16 protein-coding genes, 2 tRNA genes, 2 rRNA genes and 1 other RNA gene are annotated in these 20,141 nt (G+C 47.7%); 20 read left to right on the forward strand and 1 reads right to left on the reverse strand.

Going from position 1 to position 20,141, the window contains the following annotated elements:
- The first annotated feature begins 4 nt into the window (after positions 1–4).
- A complete protein-coding gene (locus JOE49_RS06495; RefSeq protein ID WP_209940758.1) occupies positions 5–1,675 on the forward strand; it encodes an ABC transporter permease in 1,671 nt (556 codons plus the stop codon).
- Positions 1,672–3,057, forward strand: coding sequence for an MBL fold metallo-hydrolase (locus JOE49_RS06500; RefSeq protein WP_209940759.1), 1,386 nt, complete (start codon positions 1,672–1,674; stop codon positions 3,055–3,057). Before JOE49_RS06495 ends, JOE49_RS06500 begins: the two co-directional genes overlap by 4 nt.
- A gap of 14 nt (positions 3,058–3,071) precedes the next feature.
- Here JOE49_RS06500 and JOE49_RS06505 read toward each other — a convergent pair whose 3' ends face one another.
- Positions 3,072–4,232 (reverse strand): S8 family peptidase, encoded by a 1,161-nt coding sequence (locus JOE49_RS06505; protein WP_209940760.1) that lies wholly within the window; start codon positions 4,230–4,232, stop codon positions 3,072–3,074.
- Between the two features lie 404 nt (positions 4,233–4,636).
- Here JOE49_RS06505 and rpoE point away from each other — a divergent pair, with 404 nt between their 5' ends.
- The 18 genes from rpoE to JOE49_RS06595 all read left to right on the forward strand — a co-directional run bounded on the left by rpoE (position 4,637) and on the right by JOE49_RS06595 (position 20,114).
- Positions 4,637–5,188: a DNA-directed RNA polymerase subunit delta gene (rpoE, locus tag JOE49_RS06510; RefSeq protein ID WP_013308216.1), complete on the forward strand. Its 552-nt coding sequence runs from the start codon at positions 4,637–4,639 to the stop codon at positions 5,186–5,188.
- Between the two features lie 403 nt (positions 5,189–5,591).
- A complete protein-coding gene (locus JOE49_RS06515) occupies positions 5,592–7,193 on the forward strand; it encodes a CTP synthase (RefSeq protein WP_028542570.1) in 1,602 nt (533 codons plus the stop codon).
- Positions 7,194–7,406: 213 nt separating this feature from the next.
- The gene (locus JOE49_RS06520) at positions 7,407–7,775 is read left to right on the forward strand and encodes a response regulator (protein ID WP_013308218.1); all 369 of its coding nucleotides are present in this window, start codon (positions 7,407–7,409) and stop codon (positions 7,773–7,775) included.
- 247 nt (positions 7,776–8,022) lie between these two features.
- Positions 8,023–8,877: a class II fructose-1,6-bisphosphate aldolase gene (gene fba, locus JOE49_RS06525; protein WP_013308219.1), complete on the forward strand. Its 855-nt coding sequence runs from the start codon at positions 8,023–8,025 to the stop codon at positions 8,875–8,877.
- Between the two features lie 237 nt (positions 8,878–9,114).
- Positions 9,115–10,368 (forward strand): UDP-N-acetylglucosamine 1-carboxyvinyltransferase, encoded by a 1,254-nt coding sequence (locus tag JOE49_RS06530; RefSeq protein ID WP_013308220.1) that lies wholly within the window; start codon positions 9,115–9,117, stop codon positions 10,366–10,368.
- A gap of 258 nt (positions 10,369–10,626) precedes the next feature.
- On the forward strand, positions 10,627–11,964 hold the full coding sequence (rho, locus tag JOE49_RS06535; RefSeq protein ID WP_028542569.1) for a transcription termination factor Rho: 1,338 nt from the start codon (positions 10,627–10,629) through the stop codon (positions 11,962–11,964).
- Between the two features lie 95 nt (positions 11,965–12,059).
- Positions 12,060–13,331: a radical SAM family protein gene (locus JOE49_RS06540; RefSeq protein ID WP_076295929.1), complete on the forward strand. Its 1,272-nt coding sequence runs from the start codon at positions 12,060–12,062 to the stop codon at positions 13,329–13,331.
- Between the two features lie 156 nt (positions 13,332–13,487).
- Positions 13,488–13,685, forward strand: coding sequence for a 50S ribosomal protein L31 (gene rpmE, locus JOE49_RS06545; protein WP_025719104.1), 198 nt, complete (start codon positions 13,488–13,490; stop codon positions 13,683–13,685).
- Positions 13,686–13,795: 110 nt separating this feature from the next.
- Positions 13,796–14,062, forward strand: an RNA gene (gene ffs / locus JOE49_RS06550) — signal recognition particle sRNA large type.
- Positions 14,063–14,219: 157 nt separating this feature from the next.
- The gene (gene dnaX, locus JOE49_RS06555; protein WP_209940761.1) at positions 14,220–15,971 is read left to right on the forward strand and encodes a DNA polymerase III subunit gamma/tau; all 1,752 of its coding nucleotides are present in this window, start codon (positions 14,220–14,222) and stop codon (positions 15,969–15,971) included.
- Positions 15,972–16,014: 43 nt separating this feature from the next.
- Entirely contained in the window at positions 16,015–16,326 is a 312-nt protein-coding gene (locus JOE49_RS06560) for a YbaB/EbfC family nucleoid-associated protein (protein WP_013308226.1), read from the forward strand.
- A 27-nt stretch (positions 16,327–16,353) separates the two neighbouring features.
- Positions 16,354–16,953, forward strand: a complete 600-nt coding sequence (recR, locus tag JOE49_RS06565) for a recombination mediator RecR (RefSeq protein WP_013308227.1) — start codon at positions 16,354–16,356, stop codon at positions 16,951–16,953.
- Between the two features lie 214 nt (positions 16,954–17,167).
- Positions 17,168–17,479, forward strand: a complete 312-nt coding sequence (locus JOE49_RS06570) for a DUF2508 family protein (RefSeq protein WP_025676300.1) — start codon at positions 17,168–17,170, stop codon at positions 17,477–17,479.
- A complete protein-coding gene (locus JOE49_RS06575) occupies positions 17,476–17,751 on the forward strand; it encodes a pro-sigmaK processing inhibitor BofA family protein (protein WP_209940762.1) in 276 nt (91 codons plus the stop codon). Before JOE49_RS06570 ends, JOE49_RS06575 begins: the two co-directional genes overlap by 4 nt.
- A 360-nt stretch (positions 17,752–18,111) precedes the next feature.
- Positions 18,112–19,667, forward strand: a 16S ribosomal RNA gene (locus JOE49_RS06580).
- 118 nt (positions 19,668–19,785) lie between these two features.
- Positions 19,786–19,902, forward strand: a 5S ribosomal RNA gene (rrf, locus tag JOE49_RS06585).
- A gap of 38 nt (positions 19,903–19,940) precedes the next feature.
- A tRNA-Ile gene (locus tag JOE49_RS06590) sits at positions 19,941–20,017 on the forward strand.
- 21 nt (positions 20,018–20,038) lie between these two features.
- Positions 20,039–20,114, forward strand: a tRNA-Ala gene (locus JOE49_RS06595).
- The last annotated feature ends 27 nt before the right edge of the window (positions 20,115–20,141 follow it).

The raw sequence follows: 20,141 nt of genomic DNA on the forward strand, positions 1-20,141 counted from the left end.
GCCGATGGGAGGCTTATCCGTTAAACACATCAGAGTGTGGTGTCTGACGCTGGCTCTGATCGCGCTTCTTTTCCTGATTGTGATGCCGTTGCTGCAAATCTTTATCCAAAGTGTGTATGTTGATGAAAAATTTCAATGGGATGCGCCTTTTCGAACGTTAGCTGCTTCACCATTTGCGGGAGTGCTATTCAGCTCGATTTGGCTAGGCATCTGTGTGATTGCAGGAACGACGGTACTTGCGCTTCCGCTAGCATGGATCATGTCCAACACTCGTCTTGCACACTGGCGCTGGTTGGATGTCGTGTTGCTGATTCCGTTTATGACCCCGCCCTATATCGGTTCCATGGGCTGGATTCTGTTCATGCAAAAAAACGGATATCTGGAGCAGTTGTTCCCGGACCTGCATTTCTTAACGCCGTCCTTCTTCAGCCTTGGTGGCATGGTGATGATCATGAGCCTGCATCTGTTTCCATTCCTGTACCTGCTGCTGCGCGGGGCGCTGGTGAGGATTGGCGGGAGCCTGGAAGAGGCGGGTGCCGTAATGGGCGGCGGCTTTCTGTACAGATTCCGTCGAATCATTTTACCGCTGCTGCTTTCAGCTTACGGAATGGGCGCGTTGCTCATTTTCGTTAAAACGATTGCCGAGTTTGGCACCCCTGCTACCTTTGGGCGACGTATCGGGTATGAGGTCATGACTTCGGAAATTCACAAATATATTTCCAGCTGGCCCATAGATTTTGGCAAAGCGACGTCAATGGCCTCGGTGCTGTTAACCGCCTGCCTGCTCATGTGGTATGCGCAATCGGTGATCAACCGAAAGTTTACGTACAGGCTGGTAGGTGGTAAAGGTTCGCGTCCGTCCCGTCTTCGTATATCCGGCTGGACTACGGGGCTGAGTGTTGCATACATTCTATTGTTGCTCATTGCGTCCATTGGCATTCCTTATTTTTCAATTCTTTCAGCCTCGACGATGAAGCTGAGGGGAATTGGGCTCGCCTGGGATAATTTGACGCTCGACTCTTACAAGGAACTGCTGTCTTGGGGATCAGAGAGCATGGAGGCGCTCCTGAACAGCGTATTTCTCTCTTTGGGCGCTTCGACGCTTGCTGTGGTGCTGGGCACTTGGTTTGCGCTTGTCATTGGCGGCTCATGCACAAGAATCCAACGGACGGTTGATGCATTTAGCTTGCTTCCGAATACGGTGCCGGGAATTGTTATGGTGGTCGGCCTGATTTTGTGGTGGAACTCACCATGGATGCCGATCCCTTTCTATAACACATACGGCATGGTCATTCTGACGTATGTTATCTTGTTTGTTCCTTATACGGTGCAGTATGTCAAAAGCGCCTTTACGCAGGTGGACACTGGTCTTTTTCAGGCGGGACAGGTATTTGGCGGGCGACCGTCTTACATATTCCGCCGGATTGTGCTGCCGCTGATTGTACCGGGAATGCTCGCTGGTTGGATGATGACATTTACCATTGCTTCACGCGAGCTGGTAGGATCGTTGCTGATTTTGCCGCCATCCGTTCAGACGTCTGCAACCTACATATTTGCACAATTTGAGCAGGGACAGGTGTCACTTGGGATGGCGATGGCCGTCATATCGGTCGGAATGACCACACTGCTGCTGATCTTAATGGAAAGCTTAAACTCGCAAAGAAAGTGGAAATGATCATGACCAAGCTTAGGATTTGGGGAGGAGCGGGCGAACATGGCCGCTCCTGCTATGTTTTTGAAGGAACGCAGCATCGCGTCATGCTGGATTGTGGCGTGAAGAAGGAAGGAACCGGACAATATCCGATTTTTCCGCCGCAAAAGGCGGAGGGACTGACCACTGTATTGCTGTCTCATGCACATGAGGATCATTCCATGGCGCTCCCCTTACTGTACAAGTATGGATACCAGGGGGAGGTCTGGACGACCAAGGCCACCGCTGAGCAGCTAGGCTCCTATTTTCGCTCCTGGCATACTTATGTTGAATCGAGAGGAGCCGAATTGCCATACGACGTACAGGATATCCAATCCATTGCTTATCGCTATCTAGAAGATGAAGCGCCAGCAGGAGAATGGCTTGAGGCTTGTCCGGGTGTGAGAATCATGTGGGGGCGCAGTGGACATTTGGCTGGTGCAGTGTGGTATGCGGTAGAAATGGAAGGGAAGCGGTTGTTTTTTTCTGGAGATTACAGCCGCGAATCTGAGCTTCTTGCTGCCGATGCGCCAGACTTGGGTGTTGGGGAGGGGTTGCATGACCTGCCTGAATGGAAGTCAGAGCCCAATCTAGCGGACATATCCATTATGGACAATGCCTATGGCATGGATATAGACCCGCAGCCTGTTAAGCTGGAGCGGCTGAGGGTCGAGATGGAGCGGATATTATTGTCTGGTGGTCATGTGTTGTTGCCGGTGCCTGTCTTTGGCAGAGGACAGGACTTGATCGTATGGGCTAGCGAGCAATTCCCTGCACAGGCAATGATTGTAGAGCACGATATATGGCAGGGATTGAAACAGTTAAACCGCTGGAAAGAATGGCTGCGTCCAGAAGCTCCAGCGCGAATAAAACATGTGCTAAACAGTGACAGGGTCTTCGTGCCTCGTGATGCTGCTGAACGAGTGAGTCTGCTGGAACAGAACCCAACGGCTATTATCATAACAAGAGACGGCATGATGGATTCCCCACAGGCGCGCTGGTACTATCAGTTTCTATCGGATAACCGCAACATGGGGGAGGGTGAAGATAGCGGAGAAAGCATTAGCAACAGTGTTATATTGACCGGGCATGCTCCACATGGTTCTTTTGGCAAACATCTGTTGGAACGTGCAGATCAAAATGACAGCTGTGTAGCTCGGCATTTGATTTACAAGGTGCATCAGGGATTATCAGATGTGCGGCAAATGCTGAAGGAGCTGCCTAGCAAACAGGTTGTACTCGTTCATGCGCCAAAGCTGCAGACTGACCTGGTACGAGATGAGTTGATAAGAGCAGGAAATCGTGGGTGTGAAAGTCCTGCCAGAAAAGTTCATTCTTTGGAGCCGGGCGCTACACTAGAGGTTTAGCATCACATCATCATTTACTTCGTGCCCTCCTGCATCAATCGGAAGGCATCGACTTCGCCAAGTTTGGTGGAGATAGAGCTGCGTCCAGCGCTTTTACGCAGGCGTAGCGGTGTGGCGGTACGCTTAAGCAGCGCTTTGATTTCTCCAGGCTCCAGTTCCGGTCTCAGTGAAAGGAGAAGTGCGATGCTTCCGGTCACATGGGAAGTAGCCATAGAGGTACCGCTCATTTCGTGATGCTTGCCATGGATCCAGGAGGAGGTGATCTTTTCGCCCGGTGCGTACACATCTACAAATTGCCCTCGGTTGCTGAAAGGTGCGATGCGTCTGTATTTGTCAGTAGCCCCCACTGAAATCGTCTGGGGATAGCGGGCTGGATAGTCAATACTTCGGCGCTTGCCCTCATTTCCCGAGGACGCTACAATCACGATGCCGTTATGATATGCTTTATTCACCATATCAAGTAGTGCCTTGCTGCGCGACTTCATACCAAAGCTCATATTGATGATATCGACACGATTTAATACACACCAGTCGATACCAAGAATGATATCGGAGACGTAGGCAGCTCCATTATGATCAAATGCTTTTACGGGATGAATTAAAGCCCGTGGTGCTACGCCGACCATACCTTCGTCATAGTTGGACGCCGCGATAGTTCCAGCAATATGAGTACCATGGCCATTATCGTCATAGGGTAGCATGGTTCGGTTAAGCAAATTAATACCTCTGGCGAGAGAATGACGAAGATCAGGATGTTGAAAATCCGCTCCTGTGTCAATCACACCGATTCTGACCCGATTCCCTGTCGAGGAAGGCCAAGCCTTGTATGCACGTACCTGTTTGACTCCCCATGGCATGTAAAGGTTCTTTTCTGCTTTTGGTATATGAGCAGTTTCAGCGTGGACCTTCATGCGGGTATCTTCTTCAACGGTAACACCGTTGTGATATTTGCCTAGCCTGTCTCCCCCTGAAAGCGGAGCGATTAAAGCGCGGATTAGTCGAGCCGGTTGTACTTGCCGTAATCCCGCAAGCTCGGGTTTCAGCTTCCTGAGATAGGACAGGCATTCCCGGTATTGGTGAGGCTTATCGAACGTGATGATCTGTTTGTTCCGTCCACTGCCGGACGGCTCCGAAATACCCTCATGCAAACGCTGCAAAAAATCCGGATAGTCCATTTGAGACGGTCCCCCTCCGATGAGCCATGCTGAGGTATTGTATGAGCAAGCGTCAGCTGCGGCATGGGAAACCTGCCCCTTTTTTATGGAAATAGGCCTGCTTGTCGTGTCAAAGTGACCGTGGACACATACGATACATGGAGGGCATAAGCTCTTGTGCAACAACTTTGGGGGGTTCTCCCGGAGCGGGTACAGTCGAAGACGGGGGGGACCCCGTCTTTTTATGTGTGCCGTCTTGTTTAGAGGGATATTACTGGAAATTATGACGATACCCATCTTTAACTTGCAATTTGCTTCCAAATAGGTTTTACTTAGTTTTGATAATGGATATGTTAGTATTGCATGTATCGTGTATGCTCTGAAACATGTTCTTGTGAATTACGTGTGAGAGGAAGTGTCCCTAGGTGAGTACCCCACTCAACTTGAAGATTGACCCGGAGAAAGTCCACGAGACTCCAATGGTGGATTTGGCATTTATGGTATTGAAAGCAGCCAATACTCCGTATTATTACCGTGACCTGATGAAGGAAGTCGCCAAATTGCGTGGCTTTTCCGACGAAGAAATTAATGACGTTATTGCTCAGCTATATACTGAAATCAACATTGACGGGCGTTTTGCCTGTGTCGGTACGAATCTGTGGGGCTTGAAACGTTGGTATCCGGTAGATAAATCCGAAGATGCCCTGACAGGAGCCAAGCGTCCTCGTATTATTAACGACGAAGACGATGACGATGAAGATGACTATCATGAGGAAGAAGAAACATACAACTCTGATGACGACTTCGATGCAGATAGCGAAGACGAGGATGGCGAAGATGAGCTGTTCGACGGAGAAGAAGATGATGATGATAGTGATGAAGACGTGGTTATAGACGATGAAGACCTCAGTGATGAGGAAGATTCAGAAGATGAAAATGACGATGAGTCGACGGAAGACGACGATTCGCTTCGTTAGGAAACAGGCTGTAAGGGGAGATGCGTTCTCCCCTTTTTCATGACCGTTTTCTTGAAAACCTCTTCTGATTTAAAGCTTTCAGGTGGATTCTCTCCAATCTGGTTCAATGGACAAATTAACACAGATAACTTCCTTGACAGCGGATTGGACACGGGGTAAACTATTGCTTGGGCTTATGATTGATTCACTTATATGTTTGCTTTTTGTATAAAAGTGCCCCGTACTACGGGAGTGCTTTTTTGTTTTTTATAGGGGTGTTTTCACTCATGAAAGAGGGCTAAGGGCGGCGGACATGGAAAATGATTCCGCTGCCTTCTTCATGGATGATAATCCGTGCAAACGGGTTACGATAACATCATAATGTCGCCTGAATTTTGCATCTTATCTAGGAGGGTTTTGAACAGTGACAAAGTATATTTTTGTGACAGGCGGGGTTGTGTCTTCCTTGGGCAAAGGGATTACGGCAGCTTCACTGGGGAGGCTTTTGAAGAACAGGGGACTGAAGGTAACGATTCAAAAATTTGATCCTTACCTGAATGTCGATCCGGGTACGATGAGTCCTTACCAGCACGGTGAAGTGTTTGTAACGGATGATGGTGCGGAAACGGACCTTGACTTGGGACACTATGAGCGCTTTATTGATATTAATCTGTCCAAGAACAGCAATGTCACAACAGGCAAGGTATATTCCAGCGTAATCAGCAAAGAACGTCGCGGAGAATATTTGGGCGGTACGGTGCAGGTTATCCCTCATATTACGAACGAAATCAAGGAGCGCGTGTACCGTGCAGGCCGTGAAGCAGGTTCGGACGTAATTATTACAGAAATCGGCGGTACTGTGGGCGATATTGAAAGCTTGCCATTTTTGGAAGCTATTCGTCAGCTCAAAAGCGAAGTTGGGCGCGAGAATGTAATGTACATTCACGTAACGCTCATTCCTTATATTAAAGCTGCTGGTGAGGTTAAAACCAAACCAACTCAGCACAGTGTAAAAGAATTGCGCAGCATCGGCATCCAACCGAATGTCATTGTTTGCCGTACAGAGCATGAACTGTCCTCCGATATGAAGGCAAAAATTGCATTATTCTGCGATATTGATGCGAATGCAGTGGTAGAATGCCGCGATGCATCAACCCTCTACGAGGTTCCGTTGAACCTGCGTGAAGAAGGCTTGGATGAAATCGTAGTTAACCACCTCAAGCTGACAACACCTGCACCAGATATGACCGAATGGGAAGGGTTAGTTGATCGAATCAGCAAGCTGGATAAAACGGTTGAGATTGCTATTGTTGGTAAATATGTTGCATTACATGATGCGTATTTAAGTGTGGTTGAATCACTTTCCCACGCTGGATTTGATGCGAATGCAGACGTAAAAATCCGTTGGGTGAACGCTGAAGAAGTGACGGACGAGAACGTAGCTGACATGCTGGGCGGCATTGGCGGCATTCTCGTACCGGGTGGCTTCGGCGATCGCGGAATTGAAGGCAAAATCAGTACCATCCGTTATGCACGGGAGCAAAAAATTCCGTTCTTCGGCATTTGTCTGGGTATGCAGGTATCTGTCATTGAGGTTGCCCGTTCCCTGGCTGGTCTCGAAGGAGCCAACAGTTCGGAAATTAACCCGGCTACGGATTATCCTGTCATCGACTTGCTTCCTGACCAAAAAGACATCGAAGATTTGGGCGGTACGATGCGTCTTGGCTTGTATCCATGCAAACTGGCGGAAGGTTCCTTGGCTTCGGCTTGTTACAACGACGAGCTGGTGTACGAAAGACACCGTCATCGGTACGAATTCAATAACGAATATCGTGAAGTTATTGAAAAAGCAGGTCTTCGTATTTCCGGTACTTCACCGGATGGACGCTTGGTGGAAATTGTGGAGCTCCCTGAGCATCCGTGGTTCCTGGCGGTACAGTTCCACCCAGAATTTACTTCCCGTCCGAATCGTCCGCAGCCTTTGTTCCGTGAATTTGTAAAGGCAGCATTGCAGCTTCAAGGTTAATGTTTGGGCTTGTAAGACCTCCTCAGGGAGGTCTTTTTTTATCCCATGCTTCCTGATTATGAAAGAATATTCCACAATTATGTATAAGAGCAGGATTTTCTTTTTGCAGGAGCGAATATAGTTTTAAGTATGGGACGGATATTGTACGTCATCGGACGCTGTTATGGCAATAGCTGCATGATCCTCGTTTTAAGATCTTAGGAGGTTAAAACATTGGAAAAGAAGAAAGTATTAATCGTCGATGACCAGAATGGAATACGGATTTTATTGATGGAAGTGTTCGGAAGTGAGGGTTATGAGACCTTTCAGGCGGCGAACGGAAAAATTGCACTTGAAATTGTTGAGAAGGAACCACCTGATCTGGTTCTGCTCGACATGAAAATTCCAGGTATGGACGGACTCGAAATTCTGAAGCATCTAAAAACCATGAATCCTGATATCAAGGTTATTATGATGACAGCATATGGAGAACTGGACATGATTAAAGAGGCGACGGAGCTAGGTGCGCTAATGCATTTTACCAAGCCCTTTGATATTGACGAAATGCGGATCGCTGTGAACAAACAACTCAGAGGTGATTAGGTGAGTCACTATGGTTGAGAACTCTGTTAACACAACAGGGTTTTTTGTTTGTGATTATGGGAAATACTGAAAGTAAATCCTCTCCTTATACAATTCTATGGAAAAACGGCGTCCTGGGCGTGATTTTTGTATGTGTTGATATGCAAAAGCTTGTTTAGTATTTAACATGGGTTGTGGTATAATAAGCCCGTATGTGATGTCGGCTAAAATATAGACAAACCCAAACACCTTTAGGAGGACTGTAACCATGCCATTGGTATCTATGAAAGACATGTTGAACAAAGCACTCGAAGGAAAATATGCAGTAGGTCAATACAACATTAATAACCTGGAGTGGACTCAAGCTATTTTGGGCGCTGCTGAAGAAGAAAAATCCCCAGTAATCTTGGGTGTTTCTGAAGGCGCAGCACGTCACATGGGCGGATTCTACACTGTTGTTAAAATGGTAGAAGGTCTTATTCATGACATGAAAATCACCGTTCCAGTTGCGATCCATTTGGACCACGGTTCCAGCTTTGAAAAATGTAAAGAAGCTATCGACGCTGGTTTCACATCCGTTATGATTGACGATTCCCACAGCCCGATCGACACAAACATTGCTACAACGAAAAAAGTGGTAGAATATGCTCATTCCAAAGGCGTTTCCGTTGAAGCTGAAGTTGGAATGGTTGGCGGTCAAGAGGATGATGTTGTCGGCGACGTAATGTACGCTAAGTTGGACGACTGTCTGCGTATCGTTAACGAAACAGGTATCGATACACTGGCACCTGCACTGGGTTCCGTACACGGACCTTACAAAGGCGAGCCAAACCTCGGGTTCAAAGAAATGGAAGAGATCTGCAATGCAATCAAACTTCCACTCGTTCTGCACGGTGGTACTGGTATCCCAACACATGACATTAAAAAAGCAATCTCCCTGGGAACTTCCAAAATCAATGTAAACACTGAGAACCAAATCGTATTTGCGAAAGTGGTTCGTGAAGTGCTTGCTGAGAAACCGGATGCTTATGACCCACGTACATTCATCGCTCCAGGTCGTGAAGCGATTAAACAAACCGTTATCGGTAAAATTCGTGAGTTCGGTTCCAACAACAAAGCGTAATAATGAATCAACTGGTCGTGCGTCTGCACAGGCTAGATGAATTTTTTAGTTGTAACTGTAGTTCTACTGCACAAAATATTTAAATCTGTACAGTTGAATAGTTTGGTATGGAAAGCACACCGCTTAGCCGGTGTCTTTCCATTTTCACCACTAAAAAAGTTAAAAGTTTATGATTTGAGATTATTGTGAGTTTATTGTTTGACCGACTGCAAAACACGTAGGGGGACCCTCAAGCTTATGGAAAAATTGATGATCACCGGTGGACGGCCGCTTCAAGGTACAGTTTCCATCAGCGGTGCCAAAAACAGTGCCATCGCCTTGATTCCCGCAGCCATTCTGGCAGAGTCGGAAGTCATTTTGGACAATTTGCCACTGTTGAGTGATGTGGCGGTGTATTCCGAAATACTAGAGGAACTTGGTGCAACGGTTACCTGGGAAGGTAGCCAGATGAAAATAGATCCTTCCTCTATTAAATCCATTCCTATGCCGAATGGGCCTGTTAAGAAATTACGAGCCTCTTATTATATGATGGGAGCCATGCTGGGCAGATTCAAGGAAGCGATCATCGGTTTGCCAGGAGGGTGCAATTTCGAACCCCGGCCCATTGATCAGCATATCAAAGGTTTTGAAGCGTTGGGTGCCACGGTTACGAACGAGCACGGTGCTATTCATTTGCACGCCAAAGAACTGCGCGGAACCAAAATTTATTTGGATGTTAGCAGCGTAGGCGCTACCATTAATATTATGCTGGCGGCAGCACGTGCCAAAGGCGCCACAATTATTGAAAATGCGGCTAAAGAGCCTGAGATTATAGATGTAGCAACCCTTTTAAACTCCATGGGGGCCATTATTAAAGGCGCCGGTACGGAAACGATTCGAATTGAAGGTGTGTCGGAGCTGCATGGCTGCCGTCATTCCATCATACCTGACCGTATACAAGCGGGCACATATATGATTGCCGCTGCGGCAACCCGTGGAAATGTATTGATTGACAACGTAATTCCCAAACATATGGAGGCTCTCACTGCAAAAATGCAGGAAATGGGCATCGGCATCGAGGAATATGATGAAAGTATTCGCGTACTGGGTGCACCTTCCTATGAACATGTCGACGTTAAAGCCTTGATATACCCCGGATTCGCCACAGATTTACAATCTCCCATGACCAGCTTGCTTACCCAAGCACAGGGTGTCAGTGTATTGAGCGATTTTGTGTACAGCAATCGTTTTAAGCACGTTCCTGAGCTGGTGCGAATGGGGGCTAAAATTCGCGTAGAGGGTCGGTCCGCCATTATAGAGGGTGGTCAACTGAATGCAGCTAAAGTAAAAGCAGCAGATCTGCGCGCCGGAGCGGCCCTTGTCATTGCTGGACTTACAGTAAGCGAAGGCGTAACCGAGGTGACGGGTGTCGAGTACATTGACCGTGGTTATGATCACCTTGTCTCCAACCTGCGTCTTTTGGGCGCGGATGTATGGCGGCAAACTGAATAATTAAACCGTGCAATTTTTTCGAACTCCCGGACGAAAGCAATAGAACGGGCAACACCTATGCAGCCGCTGCTTGATAAAAGATTGTGGTTCATACCTAACAATCTTTTATCGGAAAACCGGAATAATTCGGTATAATCCAGGCAGGTGGCTGCATAACTTTATTTGTTTTGGTTAAAATTATGTTAATGGTGTTTATGATATCATTGTCTATCATTTAGATGTATGAATGGACTTAATAATTGAATAGGTGGTTATTATATGGATCTGCAAATTTCCGATCTGGAAGAAATGAAGCTGACCGACCTGTACAAGCTGGCCAAGCAATACCAGATCCCGTACTACGGAACGCTCAAAAAGAAAGAATTAATTTTCGCCATCCTGCGCGCACAAGCTGAGAAGAGCGGATTGATGTTTATGCAGGGGGTTCTGGAAATCCTTCCCGAAGGTTACGGCTTTCTGAGGCCGATCAATTATCTCCCGAGTACCGAAGATATTTACATCTCTGCTTCACAAATCCGCAAGTTTGACTTGAGGACAGGCGATCTTGTTTCCGGTAAATGCCGAACGCCAAAAGAGAATGAACGATATTTTGGATTGCTTCAAGTTAACGCCGTCAATGGAAGAAGTCCTGAGCAAGCTGCTGAGCGGCTACATTTTCCTGCACTGACTCCACTGTATCCGCAAACCAAATTAGTCCTTGAAACTTCCCCCAACCATTTGTCTACGAGAATTATGGATGTACTGGCCCCTGTCGGACTTGGACAGCGCGGACTCATTGTAGCACCTCCCAAAGCTGGGAAGACGCTTCTCCTCAAAGAAATTGCCAATAGCATTTCTACCAACAATCCCGAGATCGAGCTTTTTGTCTTGTTGATTGATGAACGCCCCGAAGAAGTGACCGACATGCAGCGTTCTGTTAAAGGTGAAGTTGTGGCCTCTACATTTGACGAACTTCCTGAAAATCACATCAAAGTGGCAGAACTCGTGTTGGAGCGTGCACTTCGTCTCGTAGAACATAAAAAGGATGTTGTCATCCTGCTGGATAGCATCACACGTTTGGCTCGTGCGTACAATCTCGTTATCCCTCCTTCTGGTCGTACTTTGAGCGGGGGTATTGATCCGGCGGCATTTCACCGTCCAAAGCGCTTTTTTGGTGCGGCTCGGAATGTGGAGGAAGGCGGTAGCTTGACGATTCTTGCTACAGCGCTGATTGACACAGGATCACGCATGGACGATATCATCTATGAGGAGTTTAAAGGTACAGGCAACATGGAGCTGCATTTGGACCGCAAGCTGGCAGAACGTCGTATCTTTCCTGCGATTGATATTCGTCGTTCCGGCACACGCCGTGAGGAAGTGTTGTTGAATAAGGAAGAATTGGATACCATCTGGGCCATTCGTAAAAATATGACGGAAAGCCATGAATTTGTGGAAGGCTTCCTCAAAAAGCTGCGTAATAGCAAAACTAATGCTGAGTTTTTGGCTTCGTTTGATTTGACGGCACCTTCTTCCAGTGGCTCGCAAAGCAGTTCTGGTGGGCAACAACGGAGAACGGCGCGTTCTACCACAGCGTCAGTCCCGGCCACAACCAACTAAAACCCATCATGTATTTTATCTGTTCCGTAAGCACACAGTCGTTACCATTCATTTTGTTAATGGCGTAGGCTTAACGGAGCGAAAGGAGCTCCATAATGTATTTGGTGTATGCCGACGAAAAAGGCAATGTATATGATCATGCTTCTTTGTATGGGCTTGCCCGTAGTGCAGACATGATTGTTGAAATCATGGAGGATGAGCTTATTCCGTTACCGGAAGGAGCTACATTGGTAAGCCTACCCAGCACTCGCCCGGTCGGTATGAACCCTGAAACAGGGGAAATGGTTTCTCTTCCCGGAGATATGCAAGCAGTAGGGGCTTTATTGCCGCAAGGTTTTACACGCTTGTGCCTGCCGGGATATGTGAAGACCGATAAGGAGTACAAACTTCCCTTGTTCGGTTATTCGGCCGTAGTCTGGAAAGACGGGGCATTTTATGTAACGGCAGAGCAGAGTGACAGTCCATCCAAGTGGAATCCGGAAAACTGTGACCGTCATCAAGTTAAATTGGGTGTGCAGCGGATGACGGAGCAATATCCCGAAAATCGGCTGTACCAACATTTGTCTAACTGTGCGCTGGGCTACGAATGTCTTACTTCCTCGAACACATTCCTGAATCGCTGGGAAGGAGGAGTTCCGGTATCTTATTCTTGTAATGCGGGTTGCTTTGGGTGTATATCTGAACAGCCGGATGACAGTGGTTTCGTATCTCCGCAGACAAGAATGAACTTCCGTCCTCACGTCGAAGAAATTGTAGAAGTTATGCTGGAACATTTGAAGACACCGGAGTCCATCATCAGTTTTGGCCAAGGTTGCGAAGGTGAGCCTTCCACACAAGCCAAACTGATTATTGATTCGATCAAAGAGGTGCGTTCCATTACCGATATGGGATACATCAATATTAATACGAATGCGGGATTGAACGATCATATCCGGGGAATCGTGGATGCGGGTCTTGATCTGATGCGCGTCAGTACCATTAGTGCACTGGACGATCACTACAATGCGTATTACAAGCCGCGCGGCTACACGTTGGCTAATGTGGAAAAATCACTTCGTTATGCTTCTGAGCAGGGAGTGTATACGTCGATTAACTATTTAATTTTTCCGGGTGTAACTGACCGAGAGGAAGAAATTGAGGCAATGATTGAATTTGCCAAACGTACTAAGCTCAAGCTGATTCAAATGCGTAACTTGAATATCGATCCTGAAAGCTATCTGGAGTTGATTCCACCTGCTCAAGGTGAGATTCTTGGTATGAAGCAAATGCTTGAGATTTATCGTGAGGAGCTGCCTGATGTAGTCATCGGTTCTTACACTCATGTACCGCCACAAGGGCTGGCACGTCCCAAATTTGCCAAGGCCTAAAATGGTCGATGTAACTTGAAACACACCTATTTTATGCCATCTTTGAATGCAGAAAAGAGTTGTTGAAACGCTCATATTCAAGTGCTATAATGTGAACATGTGTTCATACAACTCTGGACTGATAGGACGTTCAGGGCGGAAAGAGGTGAAAGTTCAATGCAACAAGCTATTCAACCAAATTTTAACGTAACTAATGTCACTTGTGCTTGTGGAAATTCGTTTGAAACTGGTTCTGTGAAAGGATCTCTGCGTGTGGAGATTTGCTCCGCCTGCCATCCATTCTTCACAGGCAAGCAGAAATTTATTGATGCTGGTGGACGCGTGGATCGTTTCAAAAAGAAATACGGTATCTAATGGATTACCGCAGGTTATAAAGTTATTAGAGCCTTCTGCAACTGCAGAGGGCTCTTTTTGTAATAATGTGTATTTGCTTTTTATGCGGCCTTAAGATATACTTATTTTCACCGTGCTAGATGGGGAGGTAGCGGTGCCCTGTAACTCGCAATCCGCTATAGCGAGGTTGAATTCCTGTTAGAGGTGTTGTTGATGTGAGGCTGGTCCCTGCGCACAATGTTGACGGCTGGGTCCTCCGCAATGAGTACTTGTGAACCTGGTCAGGTCCGGAAGGAAGCAGCCATAAGCAGGTCCACTCTTGTGCCGGAGGGTTGCCTAGCCCGAGTTGCTGTTCAGGATTGCCGCTCGGATCACAACGATCAATAACAGGTGCACGGTATATATTGGTAATTAGAACATCTTGGCAATCATTGCGAAGATGTTTTTTTGTGTTTATAAATTGGAAGGTGTCTGGTTTAGATTCGGACGGGATTATAGTATAATGAAGTGACCATGAATGGTCATGAAAGTGAATGGGAAAGAGGGTAACGCGCATTGGAACATATAGCGTTGTACCGTGCTTGGCGGCCGCAGGCTTTCAAGGACATGGTAGGACAACAGCATATTATCCAGACATTGCAGAATGCCATCCGCGAAAATCGCACGTCCCATGCCTACCTGTTCAGCGGTCCACGAGGAACAGGTAAGACGAGTGCGGCCAAAATTTTGGCCAAGGCAATCAACTGTGAGCATGGACCTGCGCCGGAACCTTGCAACGAATGCGAAGCCTGTAAACGGATCACGGCCGGAGCGGTCATGGATGTACAGGAGATTGATGCAGCCTCCAACCGGGGCGTTGAAGAGATTCGTGATTTGCGCGATAAAGTCAAATATGCGCCCACAGAAGTGCGGCACAAGGTTTATATCATTGATGAAGTGCACATGCTGACGACGGAAGCGTTCAATGCGCTGCTCAAGACGCTGGAAGAGCCGCCGCCACACGTGATGTTCATATTGGCTACGACTGAACCACATCGGATTCCGGCGACAATTATTTCACGTTGCCAGCGGTTTGACTTCCGGCGGGTATCGCTGGAAGAACAGACAGAGCGGCTTGACCTGATATGTCAACAGGAGAACATACAGGCTGATTCGGATGCACTGCAGTACATTGCGCGTCTTTCAGATGGCGGGATGCGAGATGCGGTTAGCGTTTTGGATCAGATATCCTCGTTTACAGATGGTCGGGTTACTTATCAGCAGGTGCTGGATATGACAGGAGGTATTGCGTCCGAGCAATTCGGTAAGCTTGCCTTGGCATTGCTGAAAGAAGATGTGGGCACGGTGCTCCAAATGATCGAGAACTTTATGCAGGAAGGTAAAAGTGCAGATAAGTGCATGGAGAATCTTCTGTACTATTTCCGAGATCTGCTAATGATCAAGATGGTGCCTCAGGCGACCAAAATGACGGAGCGAGTGCTGGATCCAGAGCGATTTAAGGAAGTGGCAGATGCTTTTACCAAGGAGCAACTCTTTGCGATGATTGACACCCTTAATCGTTATCAGAGCGAGATGAAATATGCCGTACAGCCACAAACCTTGTTTGAGGTAGCTCTATTGAAGCTGTGCAGTATTCCGGGGGAAGCAGGAACTGTTGCTCAGCCGACCGCACAACGCTCTAGCGCTGCAGCTGATCAGGAAGATGTGGTAATGTTGAAGCGTCAGCTTGCTGAGCTGGAAAAGAAACTGGAGCGCGCGCTGCAAGGTGGATTGGGCGCTGGAGCGGGACAGGAAGCATCGTCGGGTGGTCGTCAGGCTTCCGGGGGGCGTGCCCCTGCTCCGCGGATTTCAGCGCCAGCCAAGCTTCCTTCTCAGTTGGATCGCTATATCGCTGAGAAGTCGAGCGAAGCATTCGCAGCAGCAGGACGTAAGTGGAGCCAGATTTTGCAAGGGGTAAAAGAGGCGAAAGTTACGGTTCATGCTTGGTTTATGGATGGTGAGCCAGTTTCTGTGTTAGAGGACAGTGTGCTGGTTGCATTTAAGAACAATATTCATCGTGAAACTACCGAAAAGCCTGCCAATAAGCAGGTCATCGAGAAGGTATTGCATGAGCAGTTGGGTCATCCTTATCGTTTAGTAACGATGATGCAAAAGGATTGGAATGCTGCGATTGAAGGAGTTTCCGACCAGCCTGCCGAAGAATTGCAACTGGAGCCGGAGCATGATGCGCCGGGAAAGTCCAAGGAGCCCTGGATTGATGAAGCTATTCAACTTTTCGGGGAAGACCTAGTAGTCATTAAAGATTGAATCAAGTTTCTAGATGTATACTTCATTAAAGGAGATGATTGAAATGAACAATATGAACCAAATGATGAAGCAAGTGAAAAAAATGCAGGAACAAATGCTGAAAGCCCAAGAGGAGCTTGGCGGAAAAGTAATCGAAGGAACTTCTGGCGGCGGTGTTGTGACGGTGGAGGTAAATGGACATAAAAAAGTGTTGTCCATCACGATCAAACCGGAAGCTGTAGATCCTGATGATGTAGAAATGCTGCAAGATCTTGTGCTGACTGCTGTCAATGATGCTTTGTCCAAAGCAGATGAACTGGCTAATGATGATATGGGTAAATTTACAGGCGGCATGAAAATTCCGGGCTTGTTCTAGTCTGCTGCATAAAGGAGAAACACGCTATTGTATTATCCGGAGCCGATTGCAAAGCTAATTGATGCTTTTACGCGCCTGCCGGGAGTAGGGCCGAAGACGGCTGCCCGGTTGGCTTTTCACGTACTGAAAATGAAGGAAGATGATGTGATTGACTTTGCCAAAGCGCTGGTCAATGTAAAACGCAATCTTCACTTCTGTTCAGTCTGCGGCAACATTACGGACACAGATCCTTGTCGGATCTGTCAGGATAAGACGAGGGATACCTCCGTCATTTGTGTTGTTCAGGATTCCAAGGATTTGGTGGCTATGGAGCGTACCAAAGAGTTTAATGGTTTTTACCATGTGCTTCATGGGGCGATATCTCCTATGGAGGGAATTGGTCCTGAGGATATCAAACTCAAGGAATTGCTGAACAGACTCAGTGATGAACGCGTCAAGGAGCTGATTTTAGCTACGAACCCGAACATTGAAGGAGAGGCCACGGCCATGTACATTTCTCGGCTAGTGCGTCCTTTTGAAATCAAGGTTACTCGTATTGCTCATGGATTGCCAGTGGGTGGAGATTTGGAGTATGCCGACGAGGTTACCCTGTCCAAAGCGTTGGAAGGCCGTAGAGAGCTCAATTAATAGGTGTATTTATACGTTATAAATAGGGAGTCTGAAATGTCCTTTGGGCATTCTCGACTTACTTGGGGGAGCCGCTATGGCTCCTTTTTTATTTGCGGTGATAGATGGCAGTATAGATCGTTCCTGGTTCTAAGTTTGTCCTTAGTTCAATAAGTATGAATAAGGTAGTCTTGCAGACTGTGCACATAATTCAGCTTGTGAGGAGGATGAACGGATGTGGGAACGGATGAAACAAAATTTCCGTCGTCAGGAGAATGGCAAATCAGAAGCGGAGTATCGGCAGGAGTTGTTTGCCCAGATTCGGGCTTCGCATGCGGAATGGCTAAGAGCGCATCGTTTATTTCATGAAGCTACGGGTAAAGATGAGATCGACTACGCTATATTTGTTCTAGAAGCTGCAGAACGTAAATATCAGATACATTTAAAAAGCGCGAAACAGCAAGGCCTGCATCGTTTCCATCTGCCTGCAGATGAACCTGGGTATGCCAATGATACGGATCGTGTTCACAAGCGGAGAGCTGAATGAAAGGGGCGGTCTGGCTTGTTCTGATTGCCTGTGTCGGGATGCTACTATTTCTAATCTTAAAAAAACGTTTGGGTATCGGCTGGCTTGTAGTATTCGGGGCGCATATGGGCCTGGCAGCCATCGCATTGTATGTTATCAATTATTCAGGGTGGATTACGCAGGTGTACATCCCGATCAATCCAGTGACAATGGGGGCGGTAACGATATTAGGTTTGCCTGGGATTATCCTTTTACTGGGATTGAAAATAGTATTATTCGGACAGGCCATATGAAAACTTTAATGTTATTGTTTCTATTTTTAAAATATAGTTGACGGCGAATTCAAAAATGTGATACATTAATTCTCGGCTCTTAAAGCCCGGGAATTTTTTGTGAGAACAACATTTGAATGAAATTAAAAAATAATTTTAAAAAAAGTGTTGACTTAAATCCCGAATGTGTGTTATATTAATCAAGTCGCCGCTGAGATGCGGTGGTGAAACAAAGTAAGACATAATGCAGGTTTGATCTTTGAAAACTGAACAACGAGTGAGTAAAACGATTTTGTTCGCAAAATCAAACAAGAGATATTTTATCTCGTCAGTTTCAAAATGAGCTCATCGCTCTTTCTATAAACCAACTTCGGTTGGTCTTTAATGGAGAGTTTGATCCTGGCTCAGGACGAACGCTGGCGGCGTGCCTAATACATGCAAGTCGAGCGGGGTTGATTAGAAGCTTGCTTCTAATCAACCTAGCGGCGGACGGGTGAGTAACACGTAGGCAACCTGCCCACAAGACAGGGATAACTACCGGAAACGGTAGCTAATACCCGATACATCCTTTTCCTGCATGGGAGAAGGAGGAAAGACGGAGCAATCTGTCACTTGTGGATGGGCCTGCGGCGCATTAGCTAGTTGGTGGGGTAAAGGCCTACCAAGGCGACGATGCGTAGCCGACCTGAGAGGGTGATCGGCCACACTGGGACTGAGACACGGCCCAGACTCCTACGGGAGGCAGCAGTAGGGAATCTTCCGCAATGGGCGAAAGCCTGACGGAGCAACGCCGCGTGAGTGATGAAGGTTTTCGGATCGTAAAGCTCTGTTGCCAGGGAAGAACGTCTTGTAGAGTAACTGCTACAAGAGTGACGGTACCTGAGAAGAAAGCCCCGGCTAACTACGTGCCAGCAGCCGCGGTAATACGTAGGGGGCAAGCGTTGTCCGGAATTATTGGGCGTAAAGCGCGCGCAGGCGGCTCTTTAAGTCTGGTGTTTAATCCCGAGGCTCAACTTCGGGTCGCACTGGAAACTGGGGAGCTTGAGTGCAGAAGAGGAGAGTGGAATTCCACGTGTAGCGGTGAAATGCGTAGATATGTGGAGGAACACCAGTGGCGAAGGCGACTCTCTGGGCTGTAACTGACGCTGAGGCGCGAAAGCGTGGGGAGCAAACAGGATTAGATACCCTGGTAGTCCACGCCGTAAACGATGAATGCTAGGTGTTAGGGGTTTCGATACCCTTGGTGCCGAAGTTAACACATTAAGCATTCCGCCTGGGGAGTACGGTCGCAAGACTGAAACTCAAAGGAATTGACGGGGACCCGCACAAGCAGTGGAGTATGTGGTTTAATTCGAAGCAACGCGAAGAACCTTACCAGGTCTTGACATCCCTCTGACCGGTCTAGAGATAGGCCTTTCCTTCGGGACAGAGGAGACAGGTGGTGCATGGTTGTCGTCAGCTCGTGTCGTGAGATGTTGGGTTAAGTCCCGCAACGAGCGCAACCCTTATGCTTAGTTGCCAGCAGGTCAAGCTGGGCACTCTAAGCAGACTGCCGGTGACAAACCGGAGGAAGGTGGGGATGACGTCAAATCATCATGCCCCTTATGACCTGGGCTACACACGTACTACAATGGCCGGTACAACGGGAAGCGAAATCGCGAGGTGGAGCCAATCCTAGAAAAGCCGGTCTCAGTTCGGATTGTAGGCTGCAACTCGCCTACATGAAGTCGGAATTGCTAGTAATCGCGGATCAGCATGCCGCGGTGAATACGTTCCCGGGTCTTGTACACACCGCCCGTCACACCACGAGAGTTTACAACACCCGAAGTCGGTGGGGTAACCCGCAAGGGAGCCAGCCGCCGAAGGTGGGGTAGATGATTGGGGTGAAGTCGTAACAAGGTAGCCGTATCGGAAGGTGCGGCTGGATCACCTCCTTTCTATGGAGAATCGTTTCCTGCAATGGAAACATTCAAATATGAAGCGTAAGCTTCAAAACTCAGGTTTAGGCCTGTTACTCACTCGTTGCTCAGTTTTGAGAGCTCAAACTCTCGAACGTTTGGTGGCGATAGCGGAGGGGTTCCACACGTACCCATCCCGAACACGACCGTTAAGCCCTCCAGCGCCGATGGTACTTGGACCGCAGGGTCCTGGGAGAGTAGGACGTCGCCAAGCGCAACCACTAAAGAAGAACTTCTTTGGTGGTTTATTATGGGCCCTTAGCTCAGCTGGTTAGAGCGCACCCCTGATAAGGGTGAGGTCGGTGGTTCGAGTCCACTAGGGCCCACCATATAATTTTATATTTACTTTTGGGGCCATAGCTCAGCTGGGAGAGCGCCTGCCTTGCAAGCAGGAGGTCAGCGGTTCGATCCCGCTTGGCTCCACCAAAAAGATTATTATCATTGCACCTTGAA

Origin of the sequence: Paenibacillus sp. PvR133 (assembly GCF_017833155.1) — a bacterium.
Classification (GTDB): Bacteria; Bacillota; Bacilli; order Paenibacillales; family Paenibacillaceae; genus Paenibacillus; species Paenibacillus polymyxa_B.

Bases quoted from the DNA above. Each gene is read 5' to 3' on its own strand.
- JOE49_RS06495 (WP_209940758.1), top strand. From the start codon at position 5: ATGGGAGGCTTATCCGTTAAACACATCAGAGTGTGGTGTCTGACGCTG.
- JOE49_RS06500 (WP_209940759.1), top strand. From the start codon at position 1,672: ATGATCATGACCAAGCTTAGGATTTGGGGAGGAGCGGGCGAACATGGC.
- JOE49_RS06505 (WP_209940760.1), bottom strand. From the start codon at position 4,232: ATGGACTATCCGGATTTTTTGCAGCGTTTGCATGAGGGTATTTCGGAG.
- fba (WP_013308219.1), top strand. From the start codon at position 8,023: ATGCCATTGGTATCTATGAAAGACATGTTGAACAAAGCACTCGAAGGA.
- JOE49_RS06530 (WP_013308220.1), top strand. From the start codon at position 9,115: ATGGAAAAATTGATGATCACCGGTGGACGGCCGCTTCAAGGTACAGTT.
- rho (WP_028542569.1), top strand. From the start codon at position 10,627: ATGGATCTGCAAATTTCCGATCTGGAAGAAATGAAGCTGACCGACCTG.
- JOE49_RS06540 (WP_076295929.1), top strand. From the start codon at position 12,060: ATGTATTTGGTGTATGCCGACGAAAAAGGCAATGTATATGATCATGCT.
- rpmE (WP_025719104.1), top strand. From the start codon at position 13,488: ATGCAACAAGCTATTCAACCAAATTTTAACGTAACTAATGTCACTTGT.
- JOE49_RS06560 (WP_013308226.1), top strand. From the start codon at position 16,015: ATGAACAATATGAACCAAATGATGAAGCAAGTGAAAAAAATGCAGGAA.
- JOE49_RS06570 (WP_025676300.1), top strand. From the start codon at position 17,168: ATGTGGGAACGGATGAAACAAAATTTCCGTCGTCAGGAGAATGGCAAA.
- JOE49_RS06575 (WP_209940762.1), top strand. From the start codon at position 17,476: ATGAAAGGGGCGGTCTGGCTTGTTCTGATTGCCTGTGTCGGGATGCTA.